This is a genomic window from Nocardioides sp. SRI_004, assembly GCF_057586415.1.
This window is the reverse complement of sequence record NZ_JBYCZV010000008.1, coordinates 135,008-157,749: the sequence shown is the minus strand read 5'-3', so window position 1 is coordinate 157,749 and position 22,742 is coordinate 135,008. Positions and strand designations below refer to the sequence as shown.

Sequence of the window (22,742 nt, the reverse complement as noted above, 5' to 3'; positions counted from 1 at the left end):
CCCGCGGGCCTTCGTCATTCAGGGGGTGCGGATGTCGAAGCCACTCTCGCACCAGCTCGACATCTACGGCGCCTGGGTCCACTGCGCGACGACTCCCAAGCAGTGGCGGTCCCTGCGTCGGCAGCTTCCGTCGCTCGAGGAAGACCCGAACGCCCAAGGCTCGGTGAGCCTGACACTCCACACGGCGGACAACGGCCGCGTGACCCCGCACCTCACGGTGTGGCTGGATCTCAAAGCCACCGACGAAGGCGCCGACCTCGTCGACCTGGTCGCGCACGAGGCAGCCCACGCAGCCGGCAGCCTGCTCGACCACATCGGCCAGCCCTACGACGGCAACTCCGAAGCGCTCGCCTACCTCGTCGGCTTCATCGCAGCCTGGCTCTGGGCAGCAGCGACCTGATGCCCAGAGCCATCCGTCGATGCGGGGCGAAGGACTGCGACGAGCAGATGCCGTGCCCGATCCACTCCCGTCGCGAGCGCCGGCCGAGCCGTCAGTCCCGCGGGTACGACGCGATGCACGAGGCCCGGGCCGCTCACCTGCGTGAGCGAGCCGAACAGAACGACTGGCCTTGCTCGTTGTGCGAAGAGAGCATCGACTTCTCGCTGCGATCTCCGCATCCTCGCTCGTTCGTGGCACACCACCTCACGCGCGACAAGCGCGGCCCACTCGCTCCAGCCCACCGGCGGTGCAACGAGCGCGCTGGGCAGCCCTCAGCGGCCTCCTGACGGCCTCCTGCAGCGCCGTACCCCTGGGCGGGGACCCCCTGCCCCGGGGTGCGCCTGGGAGGACCGGGGGCGGCTTGCAAATCTGCCGCGTACGGTTCCCCGGGTTCTCGGGGCCGGCCTCGCGCGCACATCCACCTCGCCCGATACGGGCACCGATCCCGGTACGGGAGGCCACCGATGCCCCAGCGCAAGAAGGACCCGTCGGTCCGCGCCCGCCGCAACAAGGCGGCCACCAAGGCGACGCTCCGCCGCGTGGCCGACGATGCGACCAACGCCGACACCTACGCCACGATGACCCTGGCGCAGCTGCGCGAAGCGATCGACGTCGTCAACGGCGGCCGACCGGCCGACGCACAGATCCCCAAGCGCGGCACGAAGGCCGAGCTCGTCGAGATGCTCGTCGCCGCCGAGCGGCAGATCCCCGACCTGCCGCCGCATCCGCCGAAGTTCATCGGTGAGGGCGAGGACAGCTACGAGGTCGACGTCGACTGGCACGCACAGACCGAGGCCTGGTGGAACGACGTCTGGACCTCGCCTATGGCTGGCGAGTGGGACGACTCCGACCGGCACAATCTCTTCACCCTGGCGCTGCTGTACGACGACATCTGGTGCGCCGCCACTGCGCGCGAGCGCAAGGAGGCTCTGTCGGAGTACCGACTCCAGCGAGCCGACCTCGGCCTGTCGCCCTACAGCCGCCGCCGGCTGGAGTGGACGATCGAGACCGCCGAGGATGCGAAGGCCCGCGGCGAGAAGCGCCGCGGCAACGGCTCGAAGCCGGCCACCCAGCCGAAGAAGGACCGGCCCGACCCTCGCGCTCACCTCGCCGCGGTCCCGTAAGTAGCGCCCGGTGGCGACACTCGTCGTCCCGCGGTTCGATCCCGAGGAGCCCTGGCCGACTCTCGGCCCGCAGATCTGCGACCTGATCGAAGAGCGGATGATCTTCGGCCCCGGGTCGCTGCAGGGCGAGCCCGCGGTCCTCGACGACGACAAGCGCGCGGCGATCTACTCGTTCTACGAGGTCTACCCTCAGCGTCACCGGTTCGCCGGCCGCCGCCGCTACAAGCGCTGCGGCTACTGCGTCCGGAAGGGCCTGGCCAAGACCGAGCTCGGCGCGTGGATCGTCGAAGCCGAGCTGCACCCCGAGGGCCCGGTGCGGTGCGACGGGTTCGACGCCAACGGCCAGCCAGTCGGCCGGCCCGTGGTTGCGCCGTACATCCCGATGCTCGCGGTGACGGTCGACCAGGTCGAAGAGCTCATGTACGGCGCGCTGGTCTACATGCTGACCGAGGGTCCCGATGCCGACCTGTTCGACGTCACCAACGAGAGAGCGATCAGGCTCAGCCCCAGCGGCAAGGCCGACGGGAAGGCCGTCCCGCTGGCCAACTCCCCCGGCGCTCGCGACGGTGCCCGGACAACCTTCCAGGCGTTCGACGAACCGCACCGCCTCCACCTGCCGATGCAGAAGCAGGCGCACACCACCATGCGCGCGAACCTGCCGAAGCGACCACTCGAAGACCCCTGGGCGCTGTACGTCGGCACAGCCGGCGAACCCGGTCAGGGATCGGTGGCGGAGGACCTGCACGCGGAGGCAGAAGCGATCGGCCGCGGCGAGATCGAGGAACCGCGGCTGTTCTACGTCCACCGGTGGGCCGCAGGTGACTACGACTTGTCCAACAAGGCCGAGCGGATCGCAGCGATCGAAGAGGCCACCGGGCCTGTTGGCGAGTTCGGGCCCGGCCAGTTCGAGGACATCGCCTCGCAGTGGGACGACCCGAAGGCCGACAAGAAGTACCTCGAGCGGGTGTGGCTGAACCGGTGGACCCGCTCCGACGAGCAGGCCTTCGACATCATCCGCCGAGCCGAGCTCCTCGTGCCCGGGCGGCTCCCGCCTGGATCGTTCGTCACGGCCGGCTTCGACGGCGCTCGCTTCCGGGACGCGACCGGGATCGTCATCACCGACATCGCGACCGGCGTGCAGCAGCTCTGGGCCGCGTGGGAACGACCGCGCGACCTGGCCGAGGACGCCGAGTGGGAGATCGACGAGGACGAGGTCACCGAGTCGGTCACCGAGCTGATGTCGAAGATGAACGTGTGGCGGTTCAACGCAGACCCGCCGCACTGGACCGAGACCGTCGGGTCTTGGGCCGGACGGTGGCCATGCGTCGAGGAGTGGTGGACCGCACGGAAACGGCCGATGGCTCTCGCGATTCGCGCCTACCGCGAGGCGCTCGCCTCGGGTGCCGTGAAGTTCGCGTACGACGACACCGCGCGGCCCGGCGGCAGGCCGCCCGCCACTGACGGGTCCGACGACCCGTTCGAGCAGGTCTTCGCACGGCACGCGGCAGCCGCCGGCCGACGCGATCTGAAGATGTGGGACGACGACGGGCAACAGCTGTTCATCCTGCAGAAGCTGCACCCCGAGCGGAAGTTCGACGTCCAGATGGCCGCGGTCCTGTCCTGGGAAGCGCGCCTGGCGGCACTCCGCGCCAACGCCAAGCCCCCGAAGCGCCGCCGCAAGGTCGCCCCACAGCGGATCCGCTGACCCACCACGAGAAGGGAGACCCGACGTGCCGATCGACACCGACACTCCCGGCTCCCCCGGCTGGTGGCTCAACACGCTCGCCACGAAGCTGCACGACCGCCGCGCGGGCCGCTCCGGGACGAAGCGGTACAGCCGTCGCACCATCGAGCCGTCCAGAATCCGTCCCGGCCTGAACCTGCTGCAGGACTACCTCGACGGCGACCCGCCACTGCGCGAGGACATCCACTCCGGATGGGCTGAGCCGTTCCGGCAGTTCCTGCGGATGGGCCGGCTCAACATCGCACCCAAACTGGTGTCGGCGACCGCGAACCGGATGACCATCCGGGACTTCCGCACCTCGGCCGCCGACGACGAGCTCGGCGATGTCGCAGCTCGGGACCTGATGCGACACAACGGCATGGTCGTGAAGTCGCGCCAGGTCCACGACTACATGCTCGGGCTGGGCGATGGGTACACGATCACCACGCCTCCGGACAGCACCCGGTCGTGGTCGTTGATCACGGCCGAGTCGCCGCTGAACTGCATCACCGCGCACGACCCGCACACCGGCGTCGAGATCGCTGGTCTGAAGATGTTCCGCGACGAGGACCTCGAGGTCGACTACGCCTACCTGTTCCTCCCGGGCGAGCTGTGGGTCGCGAAGTGCGAGGCACCGACGACCACCCTCTTCCGCAACCGGTGGGTGATCTCCGACCGCTGGGACTGGGACGAGGCGAAGTTCGACGACGTCCCCGGCGACCGCGTCGCGATGGTCCGGTTCCAGAACAAGGACGGGAAGAGCGAGATCGAGGGCTACCTCGACGACCTCGACCGCATCAACGACAAGCTCTTCAACGAGTGGTGGATCGGGAAGATCCAGGCGTTCCGTCAGCGGGCCCTGGAGATGGCCGAGGAGACTGACGAGGGCGCCGCGGTCGATGACGAGGATGACGACGGGTTCCGAGGCCTGACCGCCGCGGAGCTGTCGGGCATGTTCACCTCGGCGCCCGACGCGATGTGGATGCTGCCGCCCGGGTCGAAGATCTGGGAGTCGGGCGTCACCGACATCCGGCAGATGACCGAGTCGATCAAGGCCGAGCTGCAGTGGCTGGCGTTCACGAAGTCGAAGCCGCTCTACCTGATCACCCCGGACGCCGCCAACGGGTCTGCCGAAGGCGCCTCGACTCAGCGGGAGGAGCACGCCTTCGACGTGCTCGACCGCATCGCCCGCGCGTCCGACAGCTGGGCCAGGACTCTGGCGATGGCCTTCGAGTTCCAAGGCGACACCGACCGGGCGGACGTCACGAAGATCGAGCCCATCTGGGGCCCGGTGGAGCGGTACTCGCTCGCGGAGATGGCCGACGCCGGACCGAAGTTCAAGGGCGCCGGCTACCCGGTCGAGGCCATCTTCACCGACGTGTTCCAGCGGCCTCCCGCAGACGTGGTCGACCGACTTCGCCCGCTGCGCGGCCGCGACCTGCTCTACGGCGCGCTCCCGCAGCCCCCGCAGGACCCCGCGCCGGCGGAGTAGCCGGTGACCGTCTCCACGCCCGAGCAGCTGGCAGCCGTCGGGACCTCCGCCGCGGCGGCAGTGTGGGTCGACCAGGCCGCGGCCGCGACCGCAGCGGTCACCGAACGGGCCGCGGCCGCTGCCGCCCGCCTGCTGACGGCGTACGACGGCTGGTACTCCCCTACGGAGATCGCGGCCATGACCGCGGACCTCGCGGCGCTGTCCCTCGAGGCGCAGACCGCGGTCGCTGACGCGATGGCCGAGTACGTCGCCCAGACCGTGTCGCTCCTCACCGGAACCCCGGCGCGCACCCCGGCCATCGGCGCACCGGTGATCCGCAACGGCGCGTCGCTCGACCTCGTCCATGAGCGGACCATGAAGGCCTACCGGCTGACCATGGCGGAGGTCGACTCCGAGATCGCGGCGATGGAGGCCGCGATCGCGAAGGAGGCCCAGCTCCTCCAGGACGACATCATGCTCGCCAGCCGGCAGGCCGAGCTCGGCGCGATGCGAGACCTCGGCGTCACCCACTACCGGCGGGTGCTGCGGCCCGAGCTGTCGCAGTCCGGTTCCTGCCTGCTGTGCGTGGCAGCGTCGCTGGAGGTCTACTCGATCGAGGACCTGCTCCCGATCCACAACGGCTGCAAGTGCAAGACGATGCCGATCATCGACGGCAACGACCCGGCCGAGCAGCTCAATGAGGAAGACCGCCGCCGGGTCTACAAGGAAGCCGGCACCACGAACCGCGACGAGCTGCGGAACCTGCGGGTCAAGGTCGTCGAGCACGGCGAGCTCGGCCCGGTGCTGGTCGCCGGCGGCCAGAAGTACACCGGTGCCAAGCAGATCGAGAACCGCAACGTCGACGGCGAGCGGAGCACCGAGCAGCTCGAGGAGACCCTCGCCCAGCTCGAGCGGTCGCAGGAGAAGTTCGCCAGCGACGGCACCGGCAAGCGCATCGCCGAGATCCGGGCCGAGCTGGCCAGCCGCGGCGGCAGCGGAGGCGACGACAACGACGACGCTCCGCCAGCGCCTGCCGGGGAGCCGGACCCGCTGGACGACCTGGCGCTTGGAGACCGCATCGAGGCCGGCGTGACTTCTCCCCACCGACTCAGCAACCCGCCGCCGGCCTACGAGCGCATCGCTCCGTACATCGCTTCGGCCGACAACCCGGGCGAGTTCTTCCTCCCACGTGAGCGGCGCACGGCAGATCGTCTCGCTGCAGCCGAGCCGCGGATCTCGCTGCTGTCGGTGCAGGAGCTCGACAAGGTCCTCCCGCGAGACGTCCCCGACCGCCGCGGCCCCGACTCGGTCCTCACCGGCACCACGATCGGCGTCGAGATCAAGGGCATCGACGCACGACCCGGTGAGGCCCAGTCCTCCGCGATCAAGAGGCAGCTCCGAAAGGCACGCAGCCAAGCCCGAGTCGCGGTCGTGGACGGCGTTGACGAGAACCTGTCGCGCGACGAGGCGATCCGCGGCCTGCGCGGCGCGGTCGGAACCTACGGCGACGACCTCGACCTCATCGTGATCCTCCTCGGCGACGGAACCGCAGTACACTGGCGACGTGGCTGACCTCTCGCTCTACGTGCGCCAGACGCCCCTGGCGTCTGTCGAGCGCGCCGTCGAGGAGTGGCAGGTCGAGCACGACCGCCGGCTCCCAGTGAACGTCGAAGAGGCCGACGACTTCCCCGGCTTCACCGTCGTCGTCGACATCGACCTCAGCGACGAGGTCGAGCTCCGCTCGATCATCACCGACCTCGCCGACCGCATCGGCGACGCGGTGCCGGAATGGGAGATCTCCCTGACCTCAGCCTGATCAGGCTGGCGGCCATCCGGCACTCCGCAACCTCGAACACCCCGTCCTGACTGGCGGGGTGTTCGCCATTTCGGGCCCGATACGGGCCGATCCATCTCCGACAGGGAGTACCACGATGGCCAACTTCGGCAACCCCTTCGTCCTGCCCATCCACCCCACGATGCGCCACCCCCACACGGGCGTCGCGCTCCAGGCGATCGGCCTGCGCGCCAACGGCCGGCCCATCTGGCCGATCATGGGCGCCTCGCCCGACGACAACGGCGGCCAGGGCGGCGCTGGCGGCCAGGGCGGCGGCGACACTGGCGGCGCCGGCGGCCAGAACGGCGGCCAGGGCGGCGCGGACGGCTCGGGCGCCGCCGGCGGCAGCGGCAACGCAGTCGACGAGAAGGGCCGCGACCTCGGTTTCCCGAAGGACACCCCGGTCGCCGAGATGACCGACGCCCAGCAGGCGGCGTACTGGCGCAACCAGTCTCGCAAGCACCAGGGCCGGTTCGAGAGCCTGGTGGGCGACCGCAGCTTCGACGACATCAAGGCCGACCTCGACGCGTACGCGCAGATCCAGCGCGACCAGCAGACCCCCGCCGAGCAGGCCCTCGCCGACGCCCGCGAGGCCGGCCGCAAGGAGGCTCTCGCCGAGAGCCGAGCAACGTCCGCCACCGCCGTGTTCCGCGGCGCCCTCGAGGCAGGTGGCATCACCGGAGACGACCTCGACGAGCTCGTCTCCAACTTCAACGTCGCCAACTTCGTCGGCGACGACGGGGTCGATACGACCAAGATCACGAACTTCGCGAAGAGGTTCACCACCGCGCCCGGTACGGGCAACACCGACCGACGCCGTGACTTCGGCGGCGGGAACCGCGGTAGCGGCTCCGGCCAGAAGCAGCGCGGAGCGGCCGGGAAGGCCGAGGCCCAGAAGCGCTTCGGCAAGTCCAACTCCGGCGAGTAGCGACCGCTCTCGCCCCGGGAACCCGGAAGGAACCCAGCATGTCCGACATCTCCCTCACCACTACCGCGTACCAGGTGGAGAAGCGCAGCTGGCTGCTCAGCCAGTGGGGCCAGGGCCCGGGCGAGAACCCCTCGATCGTGCTCGACCAGTCCGCCTTCACCGCCGGCACCCACTTCCCGAACGGCTTCATCCAGTCCGGCGAGCTGCTCGGCAAGATCACGGCCACCGGCCTGTACGGGCCCTACGACAACGCCGCCAGCGACGGCCGCGAGGTCTGCGCCGGCCTGCTGCACTCCGCCGTGAAGGTGCCGTCCAACGGCACCGACCCGGGCGGTGCGCTCGTCGTGGCCGGCTTCATCAAGGAGTCGAAGCTGCCGCGGGCGATCGACGCCGCCGGCAAGGCCGACCTCAAGCTCTGCCACTTCTCGGCCTGACCCGGGCCCCACCGAACGAGAGAGAGAAACCCACCATGGTCATCTTCTTCGACGCTCCCGTGGAGCCCGACGACCTCACCACCTTCGTGCGCGAGGTCCCGGTCACCCAGGACCTGCGCCTGCTCTCCGAGTTCCCCCGCCGGGACACGGAGACCAACACCGTCGACTTCGCCGAGATCGTCCGGACCAACCGGACCGCCCGGTACCGGTCCTACGACGGCCGCATCCACGTCTCCGAGCGCGACGTGGGCTCCGAGAAGCGGGTCAGCATGATCCCGCTCTCGACGTCCCTGTCCATGGGTGAGTACGAGCGCCTCCAGCTCGAGTTCGCCCGCCTCGGTGGCAGCAACCAGCAGGCGCTCGCCCGGGCCATCTACAACGAGGCCGAGCAGCTCACCCGCGAGGTCCTCAACCGCCTCGAGGCAGCCTGGGGCGACCTGTTCGCCGACGGCAAGCTCACCATCAGCGAGAACGGCTACGCCGGCGAGACCGACTACGGCCTCGCCGCGCTCGGCAACCTCGTCACGCCGGCCGTGCAGTGGACGGTGGCCAACAAGGCCACCATGACGCCGCTGACCGACCTCGAGACCTGGTCGGACGCCTACCTCACCACCAACGGCGCTCGCCCGGCCCGGATCAAGACCTCCCTGGCCCGGATCCGCGCGGTCTGCCGCTGCGACGAGGTCATCGCCGCGATCTACGGCTCGCTGCTCGGCAAGACCCGCGTCTCGCTGAACGAGCTCAACGCGTACCTCGCCAGCGAGGGCCTGCCGACGTTCGACGAGCCCATGGAGGGCAGCTTCGACGTCGACGGCGTCACCACGCGGGTCCTGCCGGCCGACAAGGTCGTGCTGCTCCCGCAGGACCTCGGCGAGGTCGGCTACACGGCGTACGGCGTGTCGGCCACCGCGCTCGAGCTCGTCAACTCCAACGAGTCGGACCTGTCCTTCGAGGACGCGCCCGGGATCGTCGGTGTCGTCGAGAAGATCGGCCCGCCGTACCGCCAGTTCACCTACGTGGACGGCGTGGCGATGCCGATCATCACCAACGCCCGCAAGCTGATGATCGCGGACGTGGCGTGATGGGTCGCCAGCTGGGCGGCACCAGCCGCGTCTACGTGCACGACGAGGACGGCGAGGTCCACTTCTACGACCCCGGGGACGACGTCCCGAAGTGGGCGGCGAAGCAGATCACGAACCCCAAGGCCTGGGGCTCGGACGACGTCGACGAGTCCGAGGACGACGGCGGCCAGACCCCGGCCGACGCCGACCAGACCGGCGACGACAGCGACGGTGAGGGCGAGGTGAAGCCCTACCCGAAGTGGAAGAAGGCCGACCTCGAGGCCGAGGTCGCCAGCCGCAACGAGGGCCGTGAGGACGACGACCTGATCGTCGTCGACGGCAAGGGAACGGTGGCCGACCTGGCTGCCGCGCTCGAGGGCGACGACGCCGCCCAGGCCGACGCGGCCGCCAACGCCGACTGACCCAGTCAGCCCGGCATCACCGCCAGCAGTCGCTGGCCCCGAGGAAGGGAGCACAGCCGTGGAGATCATCACCGGTGACGAGCTCAAGGATTACCTCGGGGCCAGCACTGCTGTCGACGGGGACCGGCTCGACCTGATCGTCGAGTTGGCCAACGGGCTCGTCATCGAGAAGTGGGCGAACCCCACCGACGCCGACAAGATCCCGACGTGGGTGCGCGCGATCACCTTCGAGGTCGCTGCACGGCCGCTCCGCAACCCGGGCGGCTACGCGAGCGTCACCCGCCACGTCGACGACGCGTCGCGGACCGAACGGCTCTCCGACGCCGCCGCCCGTGCCGGCCTCTTCCTCACTGCAGAAGAAGAGGCCCGCCTCGCCAACGCCGGGCGCACCCGCCGCGGCCACGGGTACGGCACCATCCGGCTGCAGGTCGGCTGAGCATGATCATCAGCCCGGCCGAGCTCGCCGAACACCAGGCCGACGCAGAGTCCCAGATGACCCTGTCGCTGGCCGCCTACCGGCCCACCGGCCTCGGCCCAGGGCCGGACGGCTACAAGGTCCCGTCGTACGCCCTCGTGCCGTACGCCACCGGTGTCGTCCACACCCCCGGCAAGGTCCAGAGCAGCAGCGGCGTCGGCAGCGACACCTCGACCAGGTCCGTCCGCATCGGCGACGTCGACCGAGCCGTCCTCACCGGAGGGCTGCACATCCCCGTCTCGGCTCCCGTCCCCACCGCGGGCGAACAGCGAGGCGTCGGCTGGGAGTACGAGGTCGTCGCGGTCGGAGGCGGCGCAGACCCCGCACTTCTGGGGCGCCGCTACCTCGTCGTGGAGACCCCGGCCAAGTCCTTCGCCACAGCCAGGCGCCTCGACGTCGTGGAGGTGTGACATGCAGGTACGAGTCACCGGAGGTGTCAGCGACCTCGCGCGCGACCTCGAGCAGATCGCTCGTCGCGTCCGACCCGACATGCGCGGCGTGATCCGCGACGGCCTGCGCGTCGGCACGAACCTCGCCCGCTCGAACGCCCGCAGGACCGCCGGGAAGCACGGCAAGCACTACCCGAAGGCCATCACGTCGGAGATGCACTCCGGTCTCGGCCTGTTCGCGAACACCATCTCGGGCGAGTACGGGCCCGACATCACCCGCCCCCAGGGCGGGATGTCGTTCGAGACCGGCTCTCGCAACCAGCCTCCCCACCTCGACCTCGCGCGGTCCGCCGACATCGTCGGTCCCTCGTTCCTACGCTCGGTCGACGACCAGCTGTCGGAGTGGTTCTGGTGACCGCCCAGCAGACTGCCGACGCGATCGTCGCCATCCTCGACCCTGCCCTCGCGCCGAAGAAGGCGTTCGAGCTCGACGAGGTGCCCGCTGAGCGGCCCAGCGAGTACGTCGAGCTCACCCTGACCCGCATGTTCGGCGGCCAGCGCCGCAACTGCGGGGGCATCGGCACAACCGGTTACCGCCTCACCACCCGCGCCGTGAGCCAGTTCGCCGTGTCCAACGTCCGCAAGTCCCTCGAGACCTGCCGGACCGAGCTGGAGTTTCTCCGGCTCATCGTCGGCGATCGCACGTCGACGCCCTTCCAGTTCGAGACCGAAGACCCCGCGGCGTACGACGACGGATGGTTCTCCGGCCTGCAGTCCTACACCTTCGTCATCTAGGAGCGGATCTCCATGCCCGACCTCGTCCTCGTGCTCCACGACAACGGGATCATCGCCCCCGTCTCGCGAGCGCTCGCCGAACGCCGCAACCTGCAGATCGTCGAAGGCGACGCAGTGCGCCCCAACGGGCGCCCCGTCCGTCCCGTGCGGGCCAACGGCCGGCCCGTCAAGCCGCGGCGCAACCTCGACCCACTGGCCGGACCGGACGACTACCAGGCGATGACCGTCAAGCAGCTCAAGGGCGAGATCGCCGAGCGCAACGACCGCAGGGACGCCGAGTCCCAGCTGCCGGTCAGCGGCAACAAGGCCGAGCTGGTCGCGCTCCTCGAGCGAGACGACGAGGCCGCCGCCCACACCACGCCGGGGCAGACCGGCACCCATCCCGACGACTCCGAGACCTCGGACGCCGACGCGTCCGACGAGGCGGTCACGCCCACCGAGGGTGCCGCCGACTCCACCCTCACCAACACCAAGGAGTGACCCACCATGTCCGTCTACTTCCCGGAGGCGACCCCCGTCCTCGGCAACCTGGCCGTCCGGTGGATCTCCACCGCGGCCGACCTCGACTCGATCAGCCTCGCGACCGAGTGGAACGCCGCGTCGTCCGTCGACCTCTCCTGCTTCCTCCGCCCGCTGAACCCGTCGGCGTCCGAGTCCACCGGCTCGGCGCCCAATCGGATCTGCACCACGATCACCCTCCCGCAGCGTGGCCGTACCGAGATCTCCGCGTTCGACCTGCGCTACGTCTACGACCCGCAGGGCGACGACGCCGACGCGGACAACGAGGCCAAGGCGGCGCTGGTGCAGTCGGCCGTCGGGATCCTCGTGTTCCGCAAGGGCATCCCGTTCGGCACCGCCGGCACCGTCGGTGACCAGTACGAGGCGTGGCGCGGCTACCTCGGCCGGCAGAACCGCGTCACCTCCGGTGACGACGACTTCGCCGAGTTCGAGATCAGCCAGATGTTCTTCCCCAACCAGGACGTCACCTACGGCGCCATCGCGGCCTGACCCGCTCCCCGCTGGCCGGTTCGTCGGGAGCCGGCCAGCGGGGCTCCGCCGATCCCGACACCCATCCCGACATCCCGACGAAGGAGCACCCACCGTGGCACACGTCCAGTTCCGCACGGGCGACGCGACGACCAACGGCAAGATCGCCCAGCTGGTCGTCGACGGCGTCGACATCACCGACCACGTGCTCGCCGAGGGCTTCGAGATCAAGTCATCCAAGCCCGGAGACCCGAACGCCGAGTGGATCGTCCAGATGCGCGTCTCCGCGCACCTCGACGTCGACCTCCCGGACGCCCGCGTCCACGCGACCAAGGACGGAGCAGCCTGATGGCGCTGTCGATCGCAGAGATGCGCGCATCGAACGAGACCGGCCTCCCGGAGGCCAAGGTCCGCATCTGCCTGTCGCAGAAGCTCGTGAGCCAGATCCAGGAGCTCGAGGCCGAGAAGGCCGACTTCACCCCCGAGACCGACGACGACGGCAAGGCGAAGAAGCCCGGTCGTGTCGGCGATCCGAACTCCGCACGAGTGGCCGAGATCGACGCCGAGCTCGAGGTCCTGCTCGAGAGGATGCGCGAGCACACCGGCACCCTCACCCTCCGAGCCATCTCGGCCGGCGAGTGGCGCCGCTGGGCCGACGCACACCCCGCTCGTCTCTCCCCGCAGAGCGAAGAGGGCGCGCCGGCAGCCATCGACCAGTTCGACCAGGACGCCGCCTACGGCATCGTCAACGGCACCGACCTGCTGACGGCACTCGGCACCTACGCAGCCGCGTGGAACGGCGAGCCCATCACCGCCGCGGACTGGGAGTTCATCGCCCAGAACGCTGCCCCGGGCGACCTCAAGCAGACCTGCCGTCAGGTAGTGCGGCTTCACGAGAAGGTGGGTCTGGTCCCAAAATCGCTGAGGCCCTCGTCGGCGACCCCGAGCGACGAGAGCGACTGACCCTCGCCCGCTCGCTGGGCATCAGCGAGAAGCGGCTGCTGGGCTGGGAGCCGACCGAGACCCACACCCACTACGACGCCGACGGCAACGTCACCGGTCGCACCGTCGTGACACGCGAGCCGGAGTGGGACGACGCCGAGCGGGACCAGATGCTCGCCCTGGCCGACTACGAGGCCGGGGTCTGCGACTGCGGATTCCACGAGTCGGTCATCGACCCGAGCACGCTGCACGTCACCTTCGAGGACAAGGTCTGCCCCGTCTGCGCCGGTGCGACCCAGTACCGCCGGTTCCTCGACAAGCGTGACGACGAGTTCCTCAAGGGGCTCGGCAAGGACGCGCCCGCACGCGAGCCGCGGCCCGCCGATGGCCGGCGCACGTTCATCAAGCCCGTTCCGCCGCGTGCGGCGGCCCCGAAGAAGTGAGGCGGTGACCGATGGCCACGAGGCACGAGCGCGTTGTTCTCAGCCTTGAGGACCAGTTCACCCCTACCGCGACCAAGGCAGCGGTTGCGACGAAGCTGCTCGACCGGAACATCCAGTCGCTCAGCAAGTCCAGCATCAAGCAGAGCTCGCTGACGGAGACGTCGATCCGGGACACCGACCGGCTGACCAGTTCGTTGAAGCGCGGCGAGTCCGGGCTCGACTCCTACACCAAGCGGCTCGGGCTGATGGGCAAGGCGGGCCTGGCGCTCACCCCTGCGTTCTCGGGGATCTCGGCCTCGGCCATCCCCGCGATCTCGGGACTCGCGAACGTCCTCGGCATCGCCACCGTCGCCGCCGGCGTCACCGCGATCGCGGTTCAGGGCGTGGGCGAGGCGTCGAAGGCACTGGCCAAGGCCGAGCTGTCCGGGTCCGCCAAGGACATCGAGGAAGCCCAGCGCCAGCTCAAGCTCCTCGCCCCCGAGGCCGCATCGTTCGTGCTCGAGCTGAATCGGATGATCCCCGCGCTCCGCGAGGTCCGCAACACTGGCGCGGCCGGGATCTTCGACGGCGCCGGCCGGGCCCTCGACGAGCTCGACGACGCCCTCCCCCGACTCGAGCAGTTCGTCGGCACCTACTCCGACGTCATCGGCGACCTCATCGCCGGCGGTGCCGTCGACCTCACCTCCGGCCGGTGGACCGAGTTCGTGAACTTCCTCGAAGGCGAGGCCCGCCCCACTCTCACCACCATCGGCGGCGCCGTCGGCGACCTCGCCCACGGCATGTCCGAGCTGTGGATGGCCATGGACCCCGCCAACGACGACGTCCTCGGCGGCCTAGCCAAGGGCGCCGACGTCTTCGACAAGTGGGCCTCCGGACTCAAGGACAGCGAGGGCTTCGAGAAGTTCCTCGCCTACGTCCAGGAGACCGGCCCGGAGGTCGTCGACACTGCCCTCTCCCTCGCCGAAGCCGTCGTCGCCATCGGCACCGCCGCCGCACCCCTCTCCGGGCCCGTCCTCGACGGCATTCAGGCTCTCGCCGGCGCTGTCGAGTCCATCGCCTCGTCGCCGCTCGGTGGAGCACTCGTCGGCTTCGCCGCGACGTCATCGGTAGCCAGCCTGGCCAAGCAGGGCTACGCTGCCGCCGCGTCGTCGCCGATCGGCGCTGGCATCACCGACGCGATCGCCAACGCGAAGGACCTCGCCTCAGCGTTCAAGACCACCACCGACGCGGAGACCGAGTCCGCCGAGGCGTCCGCTCAGAACGCCGAAGAGAAGGCGTCGCTGGCCGACACCGTGGAGGAGGCGGCCGAGAAGGCCGGCGAACTCACGGGGGCGAACGAGGCCGCGGCCGACAGCGACCAGAAGGCCACGGCCGCCGCCGACAAGAACACCAAGTCCCAGCAGTCCCGTGCGGCCGCTCTCCGCCAGTCTGCGGCCGCTCTCGGCAAGCAGGCGGCGCTCATGGGTGGCGTCATGTTCGCGTCCTCTGGCATGGCCGACAAGATGGGCATGGCGAACACCGCGACGCTGGCGCTCACCGGAGCCATGATGGGTGGAGGCGCGGGTGCAGTCGCGGGCGGTCTCGTTGGCGCGTTCCTCGACGTCAAGAAGTCCGCCGACTCGGCCAAGGACACGGTGGAGGGCTGGAACGACGCCCTGGAGTCGAACGATCTCCCGACGATCATCTCTAGCTTCAAGGCGCTGTCGGATTCGATCGCCGAGACCGACGCGAAGATGGGCGGGCTCAACCCGACCTCGATCAAGCAGTACCTGGGCATGACCGTCTCCAAGAAGGACGGCGTCATGCTCCCGGTCGACTTCCAGAAGAAGACCCAGCAGGAATCGGCCGACTTCGTCAATCGTGTCGGATACCTGATGCCGAGCCTCGGCCTGAACGTCCACCTGCAGGACCTCAAGGACGGCGTCCTCTACGACATGAAGGACATCGAAAAGGGCGCCCTCCAGCTGCAGCCGGTCCTCGACAAGATGGGCGTCACGTGGGAGGAGTTCGCCGAGATGGGCGAGCTCGACGGGAGCAACTTCAAGGAGATCAACGAGTTCGCCTCCCGTTTCAACGAAGAGCTCACCTACATGAACTCGAACGCGGCCCGGATCGACGCTGTCGGTACCGCGATCGCGAACCTTGACGACCAGTTCAGCAGCGCCGAGATGCGGGCTGCCGCCTTTGGTGAGGCGCTCTCGGGGGCCCTGCAGCCGGGGCTCTCCCTGTCGGAACAGACTGACAACTGGGTCAAGAGCATTCGGTCCCTGAACGACGATCTCTCGGAGAACTCGAAGACGCTACGCGGCAACAGCGACGCGGCTCTGCAGAACCGTGAGGCGATCCGCGGTCGGGTCGAGCAGCTCCAGTCGACCCTGACAGCACAGGCGGCCGCTGGTGCGTCGTCGGAGGACCTGGCTCGCTCGCTCCGGCAGCAGCGGGAGACGCTGCTCGGAGCGGGCGAGGCGGCTGGGATCTCGCGTCGTCAGATGCGCGCCTACCTGCGCCAACTGGGCCTCACGCCCGAGCTCGTCCGCACCACCATCGAGGCTGCCGGCATCGAGGTTGTCTCGCGCAAGGTCAAGGTTCTGCGCCGTGGCTACGCGTCGCTGCCGAAGTGGATCCAGACCGACATCAAGGCCAACGGCGTGCCGAAGACCACGGCCGAGGTCGACAAGCTGGTCAAGCAGTTCGGGCTGACGGAGAAGCAGCGGACGGCCCTGATCAAGCTCAAGGACCAGGGTGCGAAGAAGGGCACCACCGACATCATCAAGCTCCTCGAGAAGGCCGACAAGAAGAAGGCCACGCCCGAGGTCAAGGTCGACGCCACGCAGGCCAACACCGCGCTCGCGGGGGTGAAGTCGCGGCTCGACGGGCTGCACGACAAGTACGTCAACGTCTACGTCACCGAGCACAAGAAGGACGCCAACGCCAACGGCGGGCTCTACACCTACGCCGACAGCGGCCTCCGGTTCGCCGACGGCGGGTACGGCGTCGACGGCCGCTACTACCAGCGCCAGTCCCAGATCGTGCCCGGCGGCGCGAACATCCTGTGGGGCGAGCAGGAGACCGGCTGGGAGGCGTACATCAGCGGGAAGCCCAGCCAGCGCGAGCGGAACCGTGACATCTGGGCCGAGACCGGCCGCCGGCTCGGCTATGCCGTCGACGACTCGCTGATGCGGTTCGCCGACGGCGGTCACCTGGGCGGCCCCGCGATGCGCGCGGACGGCGGTGGGCCCGGGACCCGGGCGGCCCGCGGGGCTGCGTCGGCACTCAAGGGGCTGGCCAAGGAGGCCAGGGCCAGCGAGTCGAGCCTCAAGAAGCTCAAGCGGCGTCGGGAGAGCCTGCTCGAGCGGCGCTCGGAGCTCAGCGACAGCGTCGGCACCGGTTTGGTGTCTCCGCTGTGGGAGGGCGACCCGTGGTCGGATCGCGGCGACCCGTTCTCCGTGCTGCGCGGCGACATCGCCGACGCGAAGGCGTTCAACTCCGGTGCGCGGACGCTGCGCCGCAAGGGCCTGACCGGCGCCGCGCTTGCGGAGATCCTGCGTGATGGCGACGTGGATCGCGTCAGGCAGATGGCCGGCATGACGCCGGCTCAGCTGCGGCAGTTCAGCGCTCTGTTCAACCAGCGGGCCTCGCTCGTCGCTACCGGCGGTTCGATCGCCGGCAGCGTCGCCTACGGCCCGGCGTTGGCCGCGATCGGCAAGAAGATCGACCGCCTTGAGCGGACGGTCGACCGCAACGGCCGCCGCAACTCCGGCGAGCACGAGAAGGACCGGCAGAGCCAGCGCAAGGGCGGCCGTTCGGCGGGCCGCTCACAGCATCGAGGGAAGGTCAGGGGAACGTGACGCTGCTCTATGCCCAAGCGCACGAGCTGACGTGGGGTGCGCTGGCGCTCGACGCCGAGGTCTCACCGGATCTGCCATTCAAGGTCGAGACGATGGCCGACGGGTCGACGCTGGGCAACCCGGTCCCGATGGTCGAGGTCGTCGAGTCGATGCTGACCGACGGGTCGCTGTCGGTGGTCACGTCCTACGGCAACCGCGAAGCCACGGTCCGTGTTCGGGTCTCGGCGCCGGACGGCCTCGCGTTGGCCCAGGGAGAGGCGGCGTTGACCACCGCGGCGCTCGCCGAACGGCCGGCGCCGCTGGTGTGGCGGCCGCCGTCGGGCGACGCGTGGCCCTGTGTGCTGGACGTCGTCACGGTCAAGCTCGAGGGGGACTACTCCGACGGGTGGGACGTCGACGAGGTAATGCGGGCGTGCCTGTACTACACCCTCACCTTCGAGTGCCTGCCGTGGACGCACCCGGAGGAGACGGTCGTGGTGCCGGCGCTCGAGGTGCCCGAGGACCCTGACGGCGACCCGGTCATCGTGTCCGTGAACGACGCCTCCACGCTCGCAGGCTGGACGCGCAAGGTGTCCCCGACCTCCGGGGCCTGGTCGTCGCTCACCGGCCCAACCCTCGTCTCGGGTGGAGTGCGCACCACTGGGACCCTCGCGGCAGGCTCAGGCTACGGCTGGCTCTCGCTCGAGCTCGACCAGACGGTCACGATGACCGGGACCCCGTACCTGGTCATCGACATCGAGAAGTCCGCCTCGAACGCCGACGGTCCACAGGGCTGGGCGGACACCTCGGCCATCTCGGCGCGCTTCACCGGTAGCCAGCTCGACGAGATCAAGGACCCCGTCGCGATCGCACCGACGTCCGACCCTTCCGTCGACCGCTACTACTTCCTCGCGCCGACCACCTTCGACGAGGTGCTCGTGCGCCTGCGGGTGCAGCGCGGCAGTCGGACGCGGGCCGTGGTGCTGCGAGTCGTCGACGTCAGCCGGACGGACCGCCTCGGCCTCACCGGCACCGACGGCTACCAGATGGCCAGGACCGTCGTCGTCGGCGGCACTGCGCCCACTCAGGCGGCGGTGCGGTTCGCGACCACCTTGGACGGCGACCCGGGCACGGACCAGCTGATGACCCGCACGGCGATGATCTACACCGGCGCCAACCCGGCCGTGGCTCTGCGTCCCCTCGTCTTCTCGTCTGCACTCGCAGCACCGGACGCCGACTCGGTGTCGGGCCACTCGAACGACCTGTCGGCTCCGACAGTCGCCCGCATCCCGGTCTCTTCGGTCAGCGAGGCGAACTACGCGATCTTCGCGCGCCTCAAGTTCACCGGCTCCATCACCGTGACCTGGTCGGCCAACCTCGTCGACTCGGCCGGCACCGACTTCCCCGGCTCCGAGGTCGTCGAGTCCGGAGAGATCCTCCTCAGCAACGACAGCGACGTCTGGGCCATCCACCAGCTCGGCACGATCCCACTACCGATCCTCGCCAATCTCGACGACGAGTCGACCCACAAGATCGAGCTGTCGATCTCGATGGCCAGCGGCGGCGCTGCGGTCGACTTCGACGACGGCTGGCTGCTCGACGACGACAACGGCGCCGTCACCGTCATCAACACCACCGCGAGCACCGGGCCCTACAAGCTCGAGCTCCGCTCCCCCCAACTCGACTCCCCCCGCCCGGCCGTCGTGGGCACCTGGGCCGCCTACGGCTCCCAGGACGTGACCCGGATGGCGAACCGGATGGGCACCCACCTGTTCAAGCCCGGCCTCATGCACCTGCTCACCGTGGCCGACGGGAAGAAGTACGCCGCCTGCGAGCTCGAGTACTTCGAGCGGTTCCTCACCCGACCCGGCCCGGCCTTGGTGGACCCGGAGGCAGCGTGACCACCGCGGCGACCAGCATCCGCGTCGGCACGACATGGCTGGCCACCGTCGCAGCCTGGGGCGACCTCGAGGAAGTGGAGGGCCGACACGGTCCGCTCGACGCGACATGGTCGATGGCGCTGGGCAACCGCGAACGACCGTCGTGCCTCAAGCGCGGCGCCCGCGTGGAGATCTACTCCGGCGCCGAGCTCACCTGGTCCGGCACCCTCGCCGAGCCCGACTGGGAAGAGAAGCAGTTCGCCGCGATCGGGATCGCCCGACAGGGTGAGGGAGCGCCGTGCTTCAACGCGCTCGGCGCGCTCACCTCGAAGCCGAACACCGCGATCGACCAGGCCGCCGCGCTCGGGTACACCGACTGGGTCCGGATCAGCAGCTTCGGGAACAGCGACATCGCGGGCCCCGAGGGTGACTCCACGCACGACGATCCCGAACCAGGCAGTCTCGACGAGCTGCTGAACCTGTGGGCCGACGAGCAGGACAGCCAGTGGTACGTTCACCCCGACCGGCGCCTCGTCACGCGCCCGGAAGACGAGGCCACGCCGAAGTGGCTGATCGTCCCTGGCGCGGGTGTCCTCGGTGTCTCTGACGTCGAGGTGACCGACCAGGTCGCGCTGCGGTATCTCGACTCCACCTCGGGCCGCTACCGCACCGCGTTCTACCCCGCGTCCACTCCTGCGGGAGGGATCGGCCGCCGCGCGTCCGTCGTGCACCGCGGCCCCATGTCTGCTGCGCGCGCGACATCGATCGCTCAGGGCATCTGGAAGAAGGCCCAGGCCGGCCGCACCGGCTGGCTCAACGGACTCGAGCTCGCCGAGGGGCAGATCCGCACCCTCGGGTTCCGGCCGGCGAACTTCGCCAAGGTCCACACCGGCGACACCGCCCGGATGCTCGACACCATCGACCCCCGCAACGGCCGCGGCTACCTCGACTTCGTGATCGGCGAGAAGACCCGCCGCCACAAGGAACGCCGCCTCCAGATCGACCCCGTCGGACTGGTCGCCACCACGTTCGAGGAGATCCTCGCCGACTTCAAAGCGACCACGGAGGCCGCCCGATGACGACCACGGACCCAACGACGCGCGAGCTGATGATCGAGCTCCGGGCGGCGGTCTCGCAGATCAACACGCTCGCGGCCCGGCTCGACGCGCTCACATCCACGCTCGCCTCCACCTACGTTCCTCGGGGCGAGTACACCGCCCACCGCGAGGCCGACGATCGTCGGTTCGGCGAGCTGGAGGGCGACAACAAGGCACAGGCGGGTTTTCGCCGCCAAGTCACGGCCGGCGTTCTCATCGGCCTCGTCCTTCTCGTCGCCGACATCATCACCCGCGTCCAAGGGGTCGCATCATGAAGGCACCAGTACCGTCTCGCCGCGCAATCGCTGTCCTCGCGTGGCTCGTCATCGTCGTCGTCCTGCTCGCCCTCGTCTGGCTCGCAGGCCGTGTGGCATCGCTCGACGAGGAGAACCGCGGGTTCGAGAAGCGCGACGAGCAGTCCCTCGCAGACCGCCGCGACCTTGCCGAGCGCCTCGACCGCGAGGAAGCCGCGATGCAGGCGCTCGCCGAGCAGCTCCGACAGCTCGGCGAGAAGCCGGTCGTCGAGCCCAGCGACCCGCCCGAGCCCGGCCAGATTGTCCCGATCCCCGGACCGCGCGGCCTGTCATGCATCGAGGAGATCGGCTACCCCCGCTGTCGAGGCGACCAAGGACGCACCGGCGCTGGTGGCGCAGACGGGAGCGACGGAACTCCCGGAACTCCGGGGGCTGACGGCAAGGACGGCATCGACGGCAAGGACGGCGCGCCTGGTGCGGATGGTCGTGACGGAGTCGACGGCAAGGACGGCCGAGGGATCCAGTCCGTGACCTGCGAGGGCGGCCAGTTCGTCGTCACCTACACCGACGGCACCTCCCAGCCCGTCGCCGGTTCCTCGTGCGTCGGCCCCGGCAACCCTGACCAAGGAGCACGACGATGACGAGCTACCGCGGCCTGCCCGCCTGCACCTGTCTCGCCGCCTGGCTGCCCGCCTTCGAGCAGCTCATCGGCCGCCAGCCGCGCCTCTTCCAACTCGTCGGCGACGCCCCCGCCAGCGCCAACTTCCACGAGCGCGGCGGCTCCGCCGACTACGAGCCGCTCTCCGAAGACGAGCTCCGCACCGCCCGCAACATGGGCGGCGCCGCGTTCAACCGCTGGTGGCGCAACGCCGACGGCGGCACGAACTACCACTGCCACGTCCGGCTCAACGGCTGCACGCACAACACGATCGCGCAGCCGCAGGTCGCCGACCTCAACGCCGGCCGAGACGGCACCGGCCCGCTGTACGACAACGCCGGCGTGCCCGACAACGGCCCGCGCGTCGGCGTGCACTGGCCCCTGCGCACCTGGCGCCAGGGCATCGAGTGGGCCCAGGCCCAGATGGAGGAGAACGAGATGACCCCCGAGCAGGCAGCGAAGCTGGACCAGGCCGCCCGAGACTCCGCCCGGGCGGTCGCCCGCGGCCAGGTCAACACCCGGCTCATCGTGCGGGTGGCCGAGCAGCTGGGCGCCAAGGTCGACGACATCAAGGCGCTCCTCGAGGACGAGGGCTGACGATGTCGCGCCCCATCGTGCGCCGGCGCGGCGTCCGCGTCATCGCGTGGAACATGAAGGTCGGCCGCGGCCGGACGCGCAAGGGTGCCCGGCAGATCCGCCGCGCGCTCAACGCCCTGGCCCGCGGGGGCACCGAGGTCATGGTCCTCATGGAGACCGGCGGCAACCGGGCCGCCATCGACCTCTGGCTCGAGCGCCGCAACCGGTCCCGGATCCGCGCCCACGGCTACCGCCGGTACACCGGCCGCGGCGAGATCGAGGCGTCGACGATGATCCTCGTTCGCCGCGACGTCGAGGTCCTCGACCACGGCATCATCCGCACCAAGGTCGACTGGACCGGCCCCCAGGGCAAGACCATCGACGGCCGCGCAGTCCCGTGGGTCACGATCGACACCCCGCGCGGCGACCTCACCGTCCGGGGACTGCACGCAGTGTGGAACCCGCGCAAGAACGCCGCGGCGCACCGCGACCTCGGCATCCAGCTTCGCGCGCACGCCGGCAACGTCGGCGACCTCATCGACGTTGGCGACCAGAACCAGGCCCCCTCCGTCGAGGACGAGTTCTCCGCCCGGGAGAACGCTCGCGCTGCCGGCGCCCGGCCCGTGCTCACCGGCTCGGGCACCGACTGGGCCTACGCCGTCGGCCGGCGCTGGGTCGGCCGTCTCGGCGCGAAGCGCGGATCCGACCACTTCAACGCCGTCTACGACGAGCAGATCGGAGCAGCAGCATGAACCGCATCGCCCCCTACTGGAAGGCCGCCGTCGGCTTCGTCGCGCCCGGCGCCAGCCTCCTGATCGCCGCCGTGCTGCCCGTCAGTGACGGCGGGTCCGCGATCACCGCGGCCGAGTGGATCACCGCGGCCGCCACGCCGTTCGTCACCGCCGCGGCGGTGTACGCCGCCCCGCGCAACCGACCCGCCCCCGCCCGCCGTCGCCGCGGCCTGCTCTTCCCCGAGGAGTAGC

At 70.0% G+C, this 22,742-nt stretch carries 27 protein-coding genes; all 27 read left to right on the top strand.

Annotation, left to right across the window (positions count from 1 at the left end; translation table 11 throughout):
- Positions 1 to 31 precede the first annotated feature (31 nt).
- Entirely contained in the window at positions 32 to 400 is a 369-nt protein-coding gene (locus AC2YHB_RS13065; RefSeq protein WP_487354080.1) for a hypothetical protein, read from the top strand.
- Between the two features lie 503 nt (positions 401 to 903).
- Complete coding sequence (locus AC2YHB_RS13060) at positions 904 to 1,563, top strand: phage terminase small subunit (protein WP_487354079.1); 660 nt, start codon at positions 904 to 906, stop codon at positions 1,561 to 1,563.
- A 10-nt stretch (positions 1,564 to 1,573) separates the two neighbouring features.
- Positions 1,574 to 3,268, top strand: a complete 1,695-nt coding sequence (locus AC2YHB_RS13055) for a hypothetical protein (RefSeq protein WP_487354078.1) — start codon at positions 1,574 to 1,576, stop codon at positions 3,266 to 3,268.
- A 25-nt stretch (positions 3,269 to 3,293) separates the two neighbouring features.
- Positions 3,294 to 4,778: a hypothetical protein gene (locus tag AC2YHB_RS13050; protein ID WP_487354077.1), complete on the top strand. Its 1,485-nt coding sequence runs from the start codon at positions 3,294 to 3,296 to the stop codon at positions 4,776 to 4,778.
- Positions 4,779 to 4,781: 3 nt separating this feature from the next.
- Positions 4,782 to 6,329, top strand: coding sequence for a hypothetical protein (locus AC2YHB_RS13045; RefSeq protein ID WP_487354076.1), 1,548 nt, complete (start codon positions 4,782 to 4,784; stop codon positions 6,327 to 6,329).
- On the top strand, positions 6,322 to 6,573 hold the full coding sequence (locus tag AC2YHB_RS13040) for a hypothetical protein (protein ID WP_487354075.1): 252 nt from the start codon (positions 6,322 to 6,324) through the stop codon (positions 6,571 to 6,573). The genes AC2YHB_RS13045 and AC2YHB_RS13040 overlap by 8 nt, the downstream gene beginning before the upstream one ends.
- Before the next feature lie 115 nt (positions 6,574 to 6,688).
- The gene (locus tag AC2YHB_RS13035) at positions 6,689 to 7,519 is read left to right on the top strand and encodes a hypothetical protein (protein ID WP_487354074.1); all 831 of its coding nucleotides are present in this window, start codon (positions 6,689 to 6,691) and stop codon (positions 7,517 to 7,519) included.
- A 38-nt stretch (positions 7,520 to 7,557) separates the two neighbouring features.
- Positions 7,558 to 7,953, top strand: a complete 396-nt coding sequence (locus AC2YHB_RS13030) for a head decoration protein (RefSeq protein WP_487354073.1) — start codon at positions 7,558 to 7,560, stop codon at positions 7,951 to 7,953.
- A gap of 35 nt (positions 7,954 to 7,988) precedes the next feature.
- Positions 7,989 to 9,035, top strand: coding sequence for a major capsid protein (locus AC2YHB_RS13025; protein ID WP_487354072.1), 1,047 nt, complete (start codon positions 7,989 to 7,991; stop codon positions 9,033 to 9,035).
- Positions 9,035 to 9,436, top strand: coding sequence for a hypothetical protein (locus AC2YHB_RS13020; RefSeq protein WP_487354071.1), 402 nt, complete (start codon positions 9,035 to 9,037; stop codon positions 9,434 to 9,436). The genes AC2YHB_RS13025 and AC2YHB_RS13020 overlap by 1 nt, the downstream gene beginning before the upstream one ends.
- A 58-nt stretch (positions 9,437 to 9,494) precedes the next feature.
- The gene (locus tag AC2YHB_RS13015) at positions 9,495 to 9,872 is read left to right on the top strand and encodes a hypothetical protein (protein WP_487354070.1); all 378 of its coding nucleotides are present in this window, start codon (positions 9,495 to 9,497) and stop codon (positions 9,870 to 9,872) included.
- 2 nt (positions 9,873 to 9,874) lie between these two features.
- Positions 9,875 to 10,321, top strand: a complete 447-nt coding sequence (locus tag AC2YHB_RS13010; RefSeq protein WP_487354069.1) for a DUF6093 family protein — start codon at positions 9,875 to 9,877, stop codon at positions 10,319 to 10,321.
- Between the two features lies 1 nt (position 10,322).
- A complete protein-coding gene (locus AC2YHB_RS13005) occupies positions 10,323 to 10,715 on the top strand; it encodes a hypothetical protein (protein WP_487354068.1) in 393 nt (130 codons plus the stop codon).
- The gene (locus AC2YHB_RS13000; RefSeq protein WP_487354067.1) at positions 10,712 to 11,095 is read left to right on the top strand and encodes a hypothetical protein; all 384 of its coding nucleotides are present in this window, start codon (positions 10,712 to 10,714) and stop codon (positions 11,093 to 11,095) included. The genes AC2YHB_RS13005 and AC2YHB_RS13000 overlap by 4 nt, the downstream gene beginning before the upstream one ends.
- Positions 11,096 to 11,107: 12 nt before the next feature.
- Positions 11,108 to 11,575 (top strand): SAP domain-containing protein, encoded by a 468-nt coding sequence (locus AC2YHB_RS12995; RefSeq protein WP_487354066.1) that lies wholly within the window; start codon positions 11,108 to 11,110, stop codon positions 11,573 to 11,575.
- A gap of 6 nt (positions 11,576 to 11,581) precedes the next feature.
- On the top strand, positions 11,582 to 12,103 hold the full coding sequence (locus tag AC2YHB_RS12990) for a phage tail tube protein (protein WP_487354065.1): 522 nt from the start codon (positions 11,582 to 11,584) through the stop codon (positions 12,101 to 12,103).
- Positions 12,104 to 12,197: 94 nt separating this feature from the next.
- Positions 12,198 to 12,431, top strand: a complete 234-nt coding sequence (locus tag AC2YHB_RS12985) for a hypothetical protein (RefSeq protein ID WP_487354064.1) — start codon at positions 12,198 to 12,200, stop codon at positions 12,429 to 12,431.
- A complete protein-coding gene (locus tag AC2YHB_RS12980) occupies positions 12,431 to 13,045 on the top strand; it encodes a hypothetical protein (protein ID WP_487354063.1) in 615 nt (204 codons plus the stop codon). Before AC2YHB_RS12985 ends, AC2YHB_RS12980 begins: the two co-directional genes overlap by 1 nt.
- 107 nt (positions 13,046 to 13,152) lie before the next feature.
- A complete protein-coding gene (locus tag AC2YHB_RS12975; protein ID WP_487354062.1) occupies positions 13,153 to 13,467 on the top strand; it encodes a hypothetical protein in 315 nt (104 codons plus the stop codon).
- A gap of 11 nt (positions 13,468 to 13,478) precedes the next feature.
- Positions 13,479 to 17,315: a phage tail family protein gene (locus AC2YHB_RS12970; RefSeq protein ID WP_487354061.1), complete on the top strand. Its 3,837-nt coding sequence runs from the start codon at positions 13,479 to 13,481 to the stop codon at positions 17,313 to 17,315.
- On the top strand, positions 17,312 to 19,195 hold the full coding sequence (locus tag AC2YHB_RS12965; RefSeq protein ID WP_487354060.1) for a hypothetical protein: 1,884 nt from the start codon (positions 17,312 to 17,314) through the stop codon (positions 19,193 to 19,195). Before AC2YHB_RS12970 ends, AC2YHB_RS12965 begins: the two co-directional genes overlap by 4 nt.
- Positions 19,192 to 20,253, top strand: coding sequence for a hypothetical protein (locus AC2YHB_RS12960; RefSeq protein WP_487354059.1), 1,062 nt, complete (start codon positions 19,192 to 19,194; stop codon positions 20,251 to 20,253). Before AC2YHB_RS12965 ends, AC2YHB_RS12960 begins: the two co-directional genes overlap by 4 nt.
- Positions 20,250 to 20,546: a hypothetical protein gene (locus AC2YHB_RS12955; protein WP_487354058.1), complete on the top strand. Its 297-nt coding sequence runs from the start codon at positions 20,250 to 20,252 to the stop codon at positions 20,544 to 20,546. Before AC2YHB_RS12960 ends, AC2YHB_RS12955 begins: the two co-directional genes overlap by 4 nt.
- Positions 20,543 to 21,166 (top strand): hypothetical protein, encoded by a 624-nt coding sequence (locus AC2YHB_RS12950; RefSeq protein WP_487354057.1) that lies wholly within the window; start codon positions 20,543 to 20,545, stop codon positions 21,164 to 21,166. The genes AC2YHB_RS12955 and AC2YHB_RS12950 overlap by 4 nt, the downstream gene beginning before the upstream one ends.
- Entirely contained in the window at positions 21,163 to 21,780 is a 618-nt protein-coding gene (locus AC2YHB_RS12945) for a hypothetical protein (RefSeq protein WP_487354056.1), read from the top strand. The genes AC2YHB_RS12950 and AC2YHB_RS12945 overlap by 4 nt, the downstream gene beginning before the upstream one ends.
- 2 nt (positions 21,781 to 21,782) lie before the next feature.
- Positions 21,783 to 22,511, top strand: coding sequence for a hypothetical protein (locus tag AC2YHB_RS12940; protein ID WP_487354055.1), 729 nt, complete (start codon positions 21,783 to 21,785; stop codon positions 22,509 to 22,511).
- Complete coding sequence (locus tag AC2YHB_RS12935; RefSeq protein WP_487354054.1) at positions 22,508 to 22,741, top strand: hypothetical protein; 234 nt, start codon at positions 22,508 to 22,510, stop codon at positions 22,739 to 22,741. Before AC2YHB_RS12940 ends, AC2YHB_RS12935 begins: the two co-directional genes overlap by 4 nt.
- The last annotated feature ends 1 nt before the right edge of the window (position 22,742 follow it).

Coding starts and splice junctions, on each gene's coding strand:
- AC2YHB_RS12935 (WP_487354054.1), top strand. CDS start 22,508: ATGAACCGCATCGCCCCCTACTGGAAGGCCGCCGTCGGCTTCGTCGCG.
- AC2YHB_RS13065 (WP_487354080.1), top strand. CDS start 32: ATGTCGAAGCCACTCTCGCACCAGCTCGACATCTACGGCGCCTGGGTC.
- AC2YHB_RS13010 (WP_487354069.1), top strand. CDS start 9,875: ATGATCATCAGCCCGGCCGAGCTCGCCGAACACCAGGCCGACGCAGAG.
- AC2YHB_RS13030 (WP_487354073.1), top strand. CDS start 7,558: ATGTCCGACATCTCCCTCACCACTACCGCGTACCAGGTGGAGAAGCGC.
- AC2YHB_RS13005 (WP_487354068.1), top strand. CDS start 10,323: ATGCAGGTACGAGTCACCGGAGGTGTCAGCGACCTCGCGCGCGACCTC.
- AC2YHB_RS12955 (WP_487354058.1), top strand. CDS start 20,250: ATGACGACCACGGACCCAACGACGCGCGAGCTGATGATCGAGCTCCGG.
- AC2YHB_RS12990 (WP_487354065.1), top strand. CDS start 11,582: ATGTCCGTCTACTTCCCGGAGGCGACCCCCGTCCTCGGCAACCTGGCC.
- AC2YHB_RS13025 (WP_487354072.1), top strand. CDS start 7,989: ATGGTCATCTTCTTCGACGCTCCCGTGGAGCCCGACGACCTCACCACC.
- AC2YHB_RS13020 (WP_487354071.1), top strand. CDS start 9,035: ATGGGTCGCCAGCTGGGCGGCACCAGCCGCGTCTACGTGCACGACGAG.
- AC2YHB_RS12995 (WP_487354066.1), top strand. CDS start 11,108: ATGCCCGACCTCGTCCTCGTGCTCCACGACAACGGGATCATCGCCCCC.
- AC2YHB_RS12950 (WP_487354057.1), top strand. CDS start 20,543: ATGAAGGCACCAGTACCGTCTCGCCGCGCAATCGCTGTCCTCGCGTGG.
- AC2YHB_RS12970 (WP_487354061.1), top strand. CDS start 13,479: ATGGCCACGAGGCACGAGCGCGTTGTTCTCAGCCTTGAGGACCAGTTC.
- AC2YHB_RS12940 (WP_487354055.1), top strand. CDS start 21,783: ATGTCGCGCCCCATCGTGCGCCGGCGCGGCGTCCGCGTCATCGCGTGG.
- AC2YHB_RS12945 (WP_487354056.1), top strand. CDS start 21,163: ATGACGAGCTACCGCGGCCTGCCCGCCTGCACCTGTCTCGCCGCCTGG.
- AC2YHB_RS12980 (WP_487354063.1), top strand. CDS start 12,431: ATGGCGCTGTCGATCGCAGAGATGCGCGCATCGAACGAGACCGGCCTC.
- AC2YHB_RS13060 (WP_487354079.1), top strand. CDS start 904: ATGCCCCAGCGCAAGAAGGACCCGTCGGTCCGCGCCCGCCGCAACAAG.
- AC2YHB_RS13035 (WP_487354074.1), top strand. CDS start 6,689: ATGGCCAACTTCGGCAACCCCTTCGTCCTGCCCATCCACCCCACGATG.